Source organism: Microcoleus sp. B9-D4 (assembly GCF_036705105.1).
GTDB lineage: Bacteria > Cyanobacteriota > Cyanobacteriia > Cyanobacteriales > Microcoleaceae > Microcoleus.
In genome coordinates this window covers 56175-68319 of sequence record NZ_JAUBTS010000021.1, presented here as the reverse complement: position 1 = coordinate 68319, position 12145 = coordinate 56175, and the positions used below count along the sequence as shown (strand labels likewise).

11 protein-coding genes are annotated in these 12145 nt (G+C 45.7%); 8 read left to right on the top strand and 3 right to left on the bottom strand.

From position 1 onward, the window contains the following. Positions 1 to 511 precede the first annotated feature (511 nt). From QUB24_RS15100 to QUB24_RS15080, 5 genes are all read left to right on the top strand, one after another. On the top strand, positions 512 to 1339 hold the full coding sequence (locus QUB24_RS15100; protein WP_333153957.1) for a Crp/Fnr family transcriptional regulator: 828 nt from the start codon (positions 512 to 514) through the stop codon (positions 1337 to 1339). A 124-nt stretch (positions 1340 to 1463) separates the two neighbouring features. Further along, positions 1464 to 2132, top strand: coding sequence for an HAD-IB family phosphatase (locus QUB24_RS15095; protein ID WP_333153956.1), 669 nt, complete (start codon positions 1464 to 1466; stop codon positions 2130 to 2132). Between the two features lie 384 nt (positions 2133 to 2516). Next, on the top strand, positions 2517 to 3137 hold the full coding sequence (mtnB, locus tag QUB24_RS15090) for a methylthioribulose 1-phosphate dehydratase (RefSeq protein ID WP_333153955.1): 621 nt from the start codon (positions 2517 to 2519) through the stop codon (positions 3135 to 3137). A gap of 158 nt (positions 3138 to 3295) precedes the next feature. Further along, the gene (locus QUB24_RS15085; RefSeq protein WP_333153954.1) at positions 3296 to 4330 is read left to right on the top strand and encodes a patatin-like phospholipase family protein; all 1035 of its coding nucleotides are present in this window, start codon (positions 3296 to 3298) and stop codon (positions 4328 to 4330) included. A 224-nt stretch (positions 4331 to 4554) separates the two neighbouring features. Then, complete coding sequence (locus QUB24_RS15080) at positions 4555 to 5367, top strand: MlaE family lipid ABC transporter permease subunit (protein ID WP_333153953.1); 813 nt, start codon at positions 4555 to 4557, stop codon at positions 5365 to 5367. Between the two features lie 152 nt (positions 5368 to 5519). On the opposite strand, the gene QUB24_RS15075 is transcribed toward QUB24_RS15080, so the two are convergent. Further along, positions 5520 to 7028 carry an SGNH/GDSL hydrolase family protein gene (locus QUB24_RS15075; RefSeq protein WP_333153952.1) on the bottom strand — a complete coding sequence of 503 codons (1509 nt, stop codon included), beginning with the start codon at positions 7026 to 7028 and terminating at the stop codon, positions 5520 to 5522. A 207-nt stretch (positions 7029 to 7235) separates the two neighbouring features. Between QUB24_RS15075 and QUB24_RS15070 the strand changes: the two genes are divergently transcribed. Continuing rightward, on the top strand, positions 7236 to 7580 hold the full coding sequence (locus tag QUB24_RS15070; RefSeq protein WP_015174589.1) for a hypothetical protein: 345 nt from the start codon (positions 7236 to 7238) through the stop codon (positions 7578 to 7580). Between the two features lie 159 nt (positions 7581 to 7739). Beyond that, on the top strand, positions 7740 to 7988 hold the full coding sequence (locus tag QUB24_RS15065) for a hypothetical protein (RefSeq protein WP_333153951.1): 249 nt from the start codon (positions 7740 to 7742) through the stop codon (positions 7986 to 7988). Between the two features lie 623 nt (positions 7989 to 8611). Here QUB24_RS15065 and QUB24_RS15060 read toward each other — a convergent pair. Continuing rightward, positions 8612 to 9826: a hypothetical protein gene (locus QUB24_RS15060; protein ID WP_333153950.1), complete on the bottom strand. Its 1215-nt coding sequence runs from the start codon at positions 9824 to 9826 to the stop codon at positions 8612 to 8614. Between the two features lie 164 nt (positions 9827 to 9990). On the opposite strand from QUB24_RS15060, the gene QUB24_RS15055 reads away from it, so the two are divergent. Further along, positions 9991 to 10434, top strand: a complete 444-nt coding sequence (locus QUB24_RS15055; protein ID WP_333153949.1) for a hypothetical protein — start codon at positions 9991 to 9993, stop codon at positions 10432 to 10434. A 301-nt stretch (positions 10435 to 10735) separates the two neighbouring features. Here the strand turns inward: QUB24_RS15055 and QUB24_RS15050 are convergent, their stop codons facing one another. Further along, positions 10736 to 12022 (bottom strand): glycoside hydrolase family protein, encoded by a 1287-nt coding sequence (locus QUB24_RS15050; RefSeq protein ID WP_333153948.1) that lies wholly within the window; start codon positions 12020 to 12022, stop codon positions 10736 to 10738. Positions 12023 to 12145: the final 123 nt, after the last annotated feature.

Below are 12145 nucleotides of genomic sequence, written 5' to 3'. Positions count from 1 at the left end.
ATGGGCATCTTGCCCGTTCTTGAGAATGGTGCCACCTATGAGATTTAATGGAATTTTCCCTAGTGCCTCTTGCTGGCCGATCGCCCTTTGTAACCTTGAAAGCAAGAAACACTTCACTGTAACTTCCGGGCACTGGGAGATATTTGCTGTATCCATATCGGCTCATCCTACCGTAAGAGCAACGAGCGACTGTTACCACTTGCACTGTTCTTGTACGTTAAACTGCTGATGTCAGAGATAGTCGATCGGCTCCCCGGATCAGGGCTACCTCGAATTAATCGGCTTTCTAGCCATTTGTTTGCTAACTATACAATAATTTACGACAAATTTTTTGCTGAACTCTACCATTTTGATGTATTTTTTGCTACATTAAATCTTTCGGTAAAACTAAGAAAAGTCAGCACAGTTAAGAAGCGTGCAAGCTTGATCGGGGGTTGGTTGTCTCACTTGGTATCGCACTGCTGGCAAAAGCTGTTTTTCTCACTATCAAATATATCCCAGAGCCTCACTTATGCAATCAACTTCCACACCTCTAGAGACTATCGATCGACCTTTTATCACTTGGCAGCGAATTATCGACTGGGCCCAGGAACACTACCGCTGCCGGACTTTTAGCAAAGATGAGCGGATTCCCGCAAGACCCGGACTGCTGTATTTAGTCCAGAAAGGTTCTGTGCGGCTCGTAGGCAGCGCTCAAGTTAGCGCGGCAGCAGCGAAGTCAAAATCCGTTGACAAAACTACAGAAGAAGCTTTTTTGGGCTTCGTCGGGGCCGGTCAGCCCTTTGAACTGGTTGCTCAGTCTCCGTTTACTCTCCAAGCTTACGCTCATGCCGATCAAACTCACGTAGTGTGGATGTATTGGCACGACTTGGATAATTGGCCTCACTTTCGTAGGGAAATTTTGGATGCGTTTCGCTACCAACACCAGCGGAAACTTCTCTGGCTGAGCACTTTGGGACAGCGCCGGACGATCGACCGACTGTTGGGATTTCTCACTTTGTTGATCGAGGAGTTCGGCGAACCTTACGTAAGTGACGACGAACCGGATGTGGTTCGGGGCTACCGGCTGCCTTGGGCCTTGACTCACGCTCAAATTGGCAGCGCAATTGGCTCAACGCGGGTGACGGTGACACGACTGATGGGTAAGTTGCGATCGAAAGGTTTGATTAATACTGAGGATGATAATTTAATCTGTTTGCCGGCTAAGTCTAACCCCCAAAAGACAAAAAACCACAAGCAGGACGTAGAAGATTCCCTGGAAGATTCCCTGGAAGATTCCCTGGAAGATTCCTTGGATGATTCCTTGGATGATGAAGATTCTCTCGAAGAATCTGCATAAAATCCTGCGGTAAATTGCCAACAAACAGCACGTCACTATTAGTTTTGGGCAGTCGCGCTCGATCGCTCGACAGTGTACGATTAATTGTGTAAAATTTTCCCGTTCTCGAAAGGTGCGACTGACAATGACCGATGACAAGCAAAAATCTTCAATCCCGAACAATCAGCAACGGGTGGTATTCTGCGACTTTGACGGCACGATAACTGTTGAAGAAACTTTTGTGGCAATGCTCAAGCATTTCGCACCCGAATTGTCGTCTCAACTGATGCCTGAAATCTACGCTAGAAGGCTGAGTTTGCGATCGGGAGTGCGGCAGTTATTAGAGTCTATTCCCTCGGAACGTTACGGGGAAATTGTGGAATTTTCTAGGGGAAGGCTGATGCGGCCGGGATTGTTGGAGTTGCTGGATTTTTTGGACGAAAAAAAGGTAGATTTTGCGATCGTTTCCGGCGGTCTTCGGATTATGGTAGAGACGGTAATGGGCGATTTGGTACACCGGGCGAGCGTTATTTATGCTGTGGATGTGGATGCTAGTGGCCCTCGCTTGCAAGTCAATTCTGAGTTTGAAGGAGATGAGGAATTGGTGTCTAAGGTGCGGGTGATGGGCCAGCACCCTGCCCAGGAACAGGTGGCAATCGGAGATTCCCTGACGGATTTTAATATGGCTTTGCAGGCTTCCTCGGTGTTTGCGCGCGATCGGCTTGCCCAGTATCTAGACGAACAGCAAAAGCCTTATACTAAATGGGATAATTTTTTTGATGTGTTGGAAAATTTGTCCCAAAAATGGAATTGAAACTATCGCCTTTCTCAGGTAATATAAATTCCGTTTGCATCGGTATTGTATGATGTTAAATTTTGTAGGGGCCCGTGAGCCAGCAACAATGGCCTATAATAGACAATATAATAAACCCGCCCCCGTGCATATAAGTCCGATGCTACTGGATTTGATATAAGGATCGCGAATTAAATAATTTACACAAGTTGGTGGGGAGTAGGGGTTGGGTTTATAGCCCGCCCTTTCTGGACGGGCGGGACGCCCATCCCACAAGAACCATCACGCATTCTAAGTTATTTAATTCTCATTCATAAGGTACGCAGTGCACACCCTACTTTTAGATAGATCGGCGCAATTCCTATTAACGTAAAAAGTAGATTAAAAATTGAGGATTTGTAAACAATGAGTGGCGATTTGAGATCGGATTTAATTGCAGCAGCCAAACATTTTTACGATCGCGGTTGGATGGTTGGGACTGCTGGCAATCTTTCAGCCCGCTTACCCGATGGCAGTTTTTGGATTACTGCTAGCGGCCGCGCGAAAGGGCAGTTAACTGAACAAGATTTTATCAGAATGAACTCAGACGGCGCTATTGTTGAGCAACCTGTTGCCGACAGCCGCCCTTCGGCCGAAACCAGCATTCATTTAGCCGTTTACAATTGTTTTCCAGACGCTAAAGCTTGCTATCACGTGCACTCCATTGAAGCAAATTTAGTTTCTCGGCTAACCGCAGGAGATGCAGTGCCTTTACCCGCGATCGAAATGCTCAAAGGTTTAGGGGTGTGGGAGGAAAACCCGCAAGTGTCGATACCCCTCTTTACAAATTATTTAGAAGTCCCTAAGATAGCCAAGGAAATTTGCGACTTCTTTGCCATTTGTGTGCCCTCTGTACCCGCTTTGTTAATTCGCGATCACGGCATCACAGTCTGGGCAGACTCGCCAGCGGCCGCCTACAATTACGTAGAAATTGTAGAATACATTTTTCGCTATACGATCGCAGCCCGCCAATTAAATTTAAATTGAAGATTTGGGATTTGAGATTGATCGGTGCATGAATTCGGAATGTATGTAGGGTGCGCCCTAAGCAGCTTACGGCTATTACCGCTATGATTAGCATCTCAAACCACTTTTTGTCTCCCGGACTGTAGGAAACGAGCAAACATTCAGAAGAAGCAACAGTTATGGCTAAATATACCAGAATTTTATCCATAGATGGAGGCGGAATTAGAGGAATTATTCCCGCGCAAGTTTTAGTTAGCGTTGAGTCAAAGCTGCAACAAAAAAGTGGCAACCCAGATGCGAGAATAGCTGACTATTTTGATTTAATCGCGGGCACGAGTGCGGGAGGAATTTTAACTTGCATCTATTTGTGTCCCGATGCCGAAAATCCCAGCAGGCCTCGGTGGGCAGCCCAAGACGCTGTTAATTTTTCGATTAAGAGCGGCCGCGACGTTTTTAAGACTTCATTATGGCAAAAAGTCAGATCTCTAGATGGTTTGAGAGATGAGAAATATCCCAGGGAGCCCTTAGAAAAATTATTTGGGGAAAATTTTAGCGATTACAAACTCAGCGAACTGCTAAAACCTTGTTTAATTTGCAGTTACGACATCGAAAGGAGAAAAGCTCACTTCTTCGATCAAATAGATGCTCAAAAATGTCCAGCAGAAGACTATTTCATTAGAGATATCGCCAGAGCAACATCGGCAGCTCCCTCTTATTTTGAGGTTGCTAAAATCTACTCTTTTAGCAATGAATGCTACGCTTTAATTGACGGGGGAGTATTCGCAAACAATCCCGCACTTTGTGCCTATGCAGAAGTTAGAAATAAATTCATAATTCCTGACGACCGCCCCGACAAAGGCCCGACAGCAAAAGATATGGTAATTTTATCCTTGGGAACCGGAGAAGCTCAGAAAAAATACCCCTACGAAAGAGTAAAAAATTGGGGTCAAGTTGAGTGGGTTGAGCCTTTGATTAATATCATGATGACGGGAGTTGCGGAAACTGTAAATTATCAACTAATTCAAATTTATGATGCGGTTGAAAGACCGAATCAATATTTGAGAATTACTCCCGATTTGATCCACGAACAACCGCTGCAGATTGATGATGCCTCGGAAGATAAAATATCAGACCTGCTGAGAATTGGCAAAGAGCAAGCCGAAAAGAATAATGAACAGTTGGATAAGTTTATCGACTTGTTACTTGCGGAGTAGTCCTAGAGTTTTAGATTTTAGTCATATTGTAGGGTGGGTTGGGCGCGGCGATTAAGTTAAGTCACCAATAAATAAATCTTAAACCGCGCCTAACCCACCAACTGCAGGGCTGAGAGACAAAAAATATATGTAGACAAATCGTGCAATAATTGCTGTAGGATTGCCGAAAATCTATATGTGGCAGTGCTTCGCCCTGTTTGCAATTAATCGCGAGCCGTCAGTCATTGGTTAAGAAATACCAAGAAAAGCACGATCGACCTTTAGATGAAACCTTCAATAACAGGTGGTTTCAGCGGTTTTTTGTGACGTTGTTCCTGGGTGGCCAAGTGCTGCTACGCATACTCCAAGGCAAAATTGACCACCGCAAAATCATGGAACATTTAGTAACAGTAGGCCTGGATTCTTTCCGATCCGTGCTGCTAATAGCCTTTTTTGGCGGCATGATTTTCACATTTCAATCAGCCAGAGAATTGGTGCGTTTTGGGGCGGTAGGGGCGATGGGAGGTGCGTTTGCTGTGGCATTTTGTGGCGAATTAGCACCACTTTTAACGGCGGGCGTGGTGGCGGGACAAGTAGGTTCGGCCTTTGCCGCGGAGATAGGAGAAATGCAGGTGACGGAACAAATAGACGCCCTGTATATGTTAAGAACAAATCCGGTTGATTATTTAGTAGTGCCGAGGGTGATAGCTTCCTGCATCATGCTGCCGATTTTAACAATTTTTTCGGTAGCGGTGGGGATTTTGGGCGGGCTGTTTGTGGCGGTTAATTTTTATAATGTGGAACCGTCGGTATTTTTGGAATCGGTGCGGACTTTTTTGGGGCCTGGGGATTTAGTAACTGTGGTTATTAAAAGTTTTATTTTTGGGTTGATAATTTCCCTTGTCGGTTGCGGTTGGGGATTGACGACGGTGGGCGGTGGGAAAGGAGTCGGCCAAGCTGCAACGGCGGCGGTGGTAACTTCTTGGGTGTTGATTTTTGTGGCAGATTTCTTTTTATCGTTATTGATATTTCATGAGTTGAGGATGCTCAAAAGTTGATAATCTTGGCGATTATAGCAGGAGTCAGGAGTCAAGATGATTAAATATTAAGGGTTTGAACAATCATCAACCCGATTGCCACCAGGATTGCTATAAAGTAACATGAAGATTTTTTAAACCGCAGATGAACGCTGATGCAATTTGATCGGCGTTCATCCGTGTTCATCCGCTGATATCTCCGGTTTAAAACTCTCAACTTCCGATGGTAGATTGGAGAAAGGAGGACGATACACTCGAATTGCCTGAATAGGCACTTTCCCATCTGTTTCGGGGACGATTTCGAGGGTGTGTTTGGAGTTGCTCAAATTCTGAGCCAATGTTGTAGAATACTCGCGGCTTGAATCTGTAATTTGTGGAGGAACGTATGAATCAACAAACATTGGTCGCACTTGCCAGGAAATCTCAAAGCCTTTAGGCGTAGGTTTTTTAGAGTATTCATAAGAATTTTTCAGCCACCAGTTTCTCGGTTCAATCACGACGCGGCCAGAGTTTGAGACAAACATTTCTTCGTTTGTACCGCTGCCGTCGTAACCTGTTTTAGAACCTATAACGTCAAATTTAAACTTGCTGGCGTCGCTGTTAATGTCAGTAATCACGGCTTTCCAATCTTCGACGATTAGCGGTTTTTGGCTGGATACTTGGATGATTGCTGGCCAACCGACGCCAAGGCTAAGGCTAGGTCTGGTGATGCTGTAAAGTTCAGGAAATTCTGAGGGTTTTTTGCCGTCGATCGCAATTTTAGCAGAAATTGCCTTGCCGTTGAAGGTTTTATCGGCGATCGCATCTATTCTATTTCCTTCAAATTCTAAAACCCACTTGCCATCTTTCCACTTAACATCGCTGCCAACCGTATAGGTTTTCACTAAATCCTGCTGCGGTTGAGGAGAATTTGGGTTGTACCGCAGATGCGGTTTTATGAGAGCAGCTAGGAGAAAGTTTCCCCAATCGTTGAGGTGAATGTTGTCGCTCAATAGCTGTTGTGGCTGCAAGCGATTGTCTTTCAAATACCTGCGCCAAGGTTCGCGAATTTCCGCGATTTCACAGCCGTATTTATCGGCCAACTCGGGCAGCCATTTAGTAGAATGAGTGTTGTGCCATTCGTATCTGCTGACTGAATTGGGATCGTCGCTGTTGCCGGTCGGCATCCAGTCGATGTGGTCTGAATGCAAGAGTATTTCGCTAGCAGTGCGGCGGCGGACATTGGCAATTAGGGCTTCGTAATCTTCATCGCCTCCGTAGACGTGAAAAATTAGCAAGTCTGGATAAAAAGGATACAAATCGTGTTCGCTGGGACGGATTAAAATCGGGGCGGCAAATCCTCCGATCGCCCGATTTTCCACAATCAAATCTGCATTGGGAAATCGCTGTCTCAAATCCTTCACTACATCTTGCCACCAGTCTTGTTCTGTGATGGATTGACCGTAGAATAGAATACGCACTTGGCGGCGGTTGGTTGGAGTGCTAGCAGCAAGTAGCCCCATCGTCCTTTGAATCCTCGCTCCAAAATTAGCACTATTTGCAATAGGAGCGGGTGGGGGGAATGGGGTAGAGGCCACTATTTTTTTGATACCCGGAAGTAACAGAAAGCTCAGACACAAAAAAAGCAGCCACAAGTAGCGAGAAATCTTGGATTTTCTGCTATTTCCTTGGTGTTTTGCCATTGTTTTATTTTTCCCTGTCCGTTTCACTTTGCTCCAGGCGACTGTGGGATGAATGCTACGCATCTAATCAGTAGCTGTAGCGTGCTTATGGGCGCACCTCACGAGTAGCTGTAGTGTAGGCTGTATGGAAATATATTACCAAATTGAGCGCGACAAAAAGTGATATAATGCCAGCTAATTAATTGCAGGAGATAGATCGCACGTCAAATGGATTACAAAACAGCCCGCAGTTTTCTGATCGACCAAGGAACCGCCCTGGAAACCAAGAAAAATCCCGACGCCTTCCTGATGCGTCTCAAACAAGGTCAACCGCCCGTACCCGGACAGGTGACATCGATTTTATTAGCTTTAAAAATATTGTTTGAAGGGCTGCAAGAATCTCCAATGCTCGATCGACAATTAATTTCGGCACTGCATTTACTGTCAGTAGAAGGTTTGCAGCAATTTGAAGCTGGACTCCGCAGAGGAGTTTCTTGGCCACCGCTGCTGAAGGAAGACTTAAATCGAATTGCGATCGCAGTCAAGAATATCTTTTCCGGCGTCTGGCAATAATTAGCTCAGCAAGCACCGAGCCCGATACCCACCGCCAGCAGACTAATTTTTTTTTCTACAATTATTTGTAAAATTTTATGTTAATCTTGCTACATTTACCCTCCAATTGTGGCATCTTAATATAAGAATCAGTTCTCACAAACACTTGGAGAGACTACCATGAACGCCGAAGAAAAAGCTAGACAACTAATTGCACGAGAACGGCAGCATAGCGAACACTTGCACGAATCTATGCTCAACCGTTCCTCCCACGAGCTAGAAACACATGGCGAGGGAATTGCTGAAGAAAAAGCCAGAGAATTAATGGCTCAAGAAAGGCAGCACAACGAACACCTGCACGACTCTATGTTAAGCCGTTCCTCTCAAGAAGTAGAGGCATCGATCGCACCGGATGACACTGACAAATAAATTTTGTAAACACAAGACTTACGGACAAAAAACCAAGAAACCTGGTTTTTATACCATTTTTCATACCCTAACAAAGGGCTGTAAAAATGTTTTTGTATAAACAACCAGGTTTCTGAGTCCTGCAATAGTTCAGCACTGCAAAACTATACTCAAATCGAGGAGAATTTTAGGTGCAATCAAAACAGCCCTTGCTCGGTTTGCAGCCGCTATCACCAACCTCAAATCGCCAAATATAGCAAGAGAAAATGCCAAGTTCTACTGCTCGCGAAAGCTTTCGAGGGATGCCAAAAGAGCTGGCAGTCCCGCTAGCGCGGCCGACACCAGAGCCTCATCTTTGTAAACTCGCGAGCGCAGAATACGGGTACTTTTAGACGCAGAGGTGAAAGAGCCTCGCCGTTGGGAATTTTCGGTTTCAAGCCGCCCTAAATTTTTTGTTTCTTGCGTCACGCACAACATAGCAGTATCCTCGCAGTATCGTCAATTAATCCCTAAATATGCGCCCGTAAAATTTCTCACGGCTTGCTGTATATTTCTATTATTACTCAGATAGGTAACAGAGATGAAAGCATGAAATAATTATTCACGATAGCTAGGGATCAACTTAAACTGCTTAACGGCTTTTATTAACTTGTTACACGGCGGGTTTGTTTAAGCCGATCGCCCACGACGACACAGACACCAGCAACCAAAAAGGCGATCGCCCCCACCATCGCCGTTGTCACAGCAGGAATCGCCTTTGGTGCCACAAACACCACAGAGTATAAACTCATCCCCAGGGAAAAACCACCAAAATACAAACCTACGCCAAATCCTCCCCGCAGCGGAGGAACCAGAGACAAAGCAAAAGGAACCGTACCAGTAGTAATCAAACTATTAGTAAAAACCACAGCCAAAACAGTCGCCACCACCATCACCAATCCCTGACTAAAAACCATTGCTAACAGCAAAATAGCCGTTGCTACCAATCCACCCAATAGCATCCGCTGGTTTCCCAAGCGCACCGCAATCACCCCAGCCAGCAAAGAAGCAAAAGCCAAAGCCAAAGTAAATCCCGCCATTAAAAACTTACTATCAACACCGGCGATTTGAGTTTGGAAAACATGGGGCAAAATCCGTTCCCCCATCGCCCGACTTCCCCAAGCCACAGCCATTCCCGTCACCGCAATTAAGCCCACCGCTGTGATAGAAACTCCCTCAGAAATTGCACTAGCCGGCGGCAATTCCGACAGCGCAGCATCAGGATTAACCGATCGCAAAAAAGCCACCGCACCCAACAATACAAACGAACCAATAGCGAAGGCAAAAGCTGGGCCCAAACTCAGAATAAAATCCCCCGCAACAGGCCTTGCCGCCCCAACCAATCCCCCCACAAGAACCAATAAACTCATGGCTTGGGGCAACTGCGTTTGAGTTGCATATTGGCCCAACAGTGACACTGCGGGCGATCGAAACATCGCCATTGCGATCGACCAAGCTACTATTACCACAGGGAAAAGCCAGCGCAGGGGCGAGACTGGATTGCCGAAAATAAAAATAGCCGGAATCGCAATAAATAACACCGACGACAGAATAGTGCCGACAACAATTAGCGGAAAACGAGTGCCCATCCAGTGACGCTGCTTGTCAGAAAGCCAGCCAAAAAAAGGTTCGATCGCAATTGCCAAAGTATCCTCCAGAATTGTGATTCCCCTGTCGAGTCCCGGAAAACCAAATCCCGCTAAAAGTTGAGGCAAATACAGTCGGTAAAGCATCCAACTCAGAGTAATTGCCCCTTGCAAAGCCGCCACGCCCCCGACTTGTCGCCACAGAATGAAAGACTGAGATTGAGAATTTTTCATGTTTTTGACAATATTTTATGCGATCACCAGGGGGCGGGTTTATCTATACTATTAGCTACCTAAAATCTCTCTGGTGAAATCCGTACCTTGTATTTTGAAAGAGGTAAATGGCGATTTATGGTTGCACGGGGGCAGATTTATGAGATGATTGGTCTTAGGCACTGATGGTTGGTATAACCCGCCGCTACAAGTTATCTTCTTTAGCTATGTTTTTTGTACCACATCCCCTTGTAGCACCAACAGTTATAGCTCAAATTAGACCGACTGTCCAAAGCTTGCGCGACGGAGACTACCGCTACCGAGACTCCTTTGTGCTCGATCGACCTTTTCGAGAAATTCAATTTCGCAAACAAGACAGATACATCACCGGCAGCGATTCCGACAAACGCACGGGCAAAAGTTACTGCTTCCGGGGCATCCCCCAGCACAACAACATTATTAACATCACGGTAGCGATCGAAATTTCCCCAAAAACAGCACAGCAAACCCAGTGGAAATTAGCACCGGGAAACCCCATTAATTTCGACAAGCTTTATCCCCTGCAAGCTGGGCCGGGATTAGAATTGTACAAATGTTTGACAGCATTTTTACCAAAATTGAAGGATTAGTTATATCAATTCCGGTTACACCGTCAGGTGATTGTTGACTGTTGACTGTTGACTGTTGACTGTTGACTGTTGAAGGAGGGGTCGAAAAACTGAATATTTGAGTGTTAACTGTTGACTCGATTTTATGATTCCGATGCAATCGGAAACGATATTATTCGTTACTTGTTAGTGGTTATTTCTTAATCGCTTTGGCTTGTTAATAACCAATAACATTCGTTAACAGTTAACAATTAACCGTTAACCGTCAACCGTCAACCGTCAACCGTCAACCGTCAACCGTCAACAGCCAACATTTAACTCCCTAAGAACCAGCATTTTCCAATTCTTCCCGCAGCATTTCCCGGTAGACTTTCGGCAAACGAGAACTCATAGAATTGTTTTCAATTCCATATCCCAAACTCGTCCAAGTTCCCGAAAGCATCCGCAATACATCCGTTAATCTTTCCTGCCGCAACATCTCAGAAATATCAGCTTTCCAAAACTTGCGATCGCTCAACCAAGCATAAACCACAGCATCCTGATCTTCTGGTTCAAAACTGTAATCTTCCCAAAATAAAAAATTAGCACGACGCGCCTGATAGCGCTTAGCCTTCTCCTTCCAAGTCGAAGTCAGAAATTGATACCGGCCCGCAGCGGTAGTACACTTGCCTCGATTCGGGCCATTAACAATCTTCACGCACCAGTCAGGATGGCGGCTCAAATCTAATATATATTTGCCACCGTAAACAACGTGATAAGGCCGAGAAACATTCGACTCGCTAGCAGAAATAGTTCGCATCAGGGCTCGAATGTAAGGATCGCCCGTTTTAATAGCCAGCGGCGGGAATTTTCCCCGCCCGCTTACCGACTGCGACAACTGCTGATTTCCCCGCAAACTGTCAACCAAAAAAACACCGCCGCCAATCACAGCGCCGATTAAAAGTATAAATCCGAGGATTTGAATCTCCGATCGCCTCAGCAAACCTCTTTTGCGACGGCCCAATTTCTCAGCTTCTAGCAAAGTCATTTCCATTTCCGCAAATTCGGCTAATTTTCGAGCCGCCCGCATCCGGCGCACCCGAAAATCGTATTGATATAGCGGCGCGGCTACCAGCGTTAGACTCGATAAAACCCCCGCCAATTTAATCATCCAGAAATCTAATTCACCGGCTACCGCAACATTTGTCAGAGTAGATATTCCTGTTAGTAACTGAGCCGGATCGATCGATCGCGCGGGCCAATAAAAAATCGCAAGTTGCACCAACAGCGACAAATTAAATGCAAAAAAAATCACTACAACAGCATTCAAGCCTTCTCGCAAGTGCGATCGAATACCCGTATGCCGACGCTTGAACTTGCGCGCAACGCGAAAGCGGCCCGGCAGCATAATTAGTAAGGGATTTAAGATTTTGACTGCTAAAAAGTGACAAACAAAAAACACAGGCAACTGAATCAGCCAAGCCGCCAGCAGTAGAGTCAGAAAGCCGATATCGTCGCTGACAAAAGGAATGCCCCTGCGAAGGACAAAACTAAAACTCTGAGCGAGAGCAAATGCCCTTAACCACGAAATCGGATAGGGGAACCAAGCTGGCCACTTGAGAGTTTTCATGCTGGGAGAGGGAAATTTCAACGGCGAATCATAAAACTATAAAGATTTTGCCAGATTTGGCGATCGGAAAATAGTTGTAGGGTGCGTCAGCCCCAATCTTTGACCCAACTCACATCTTGCACC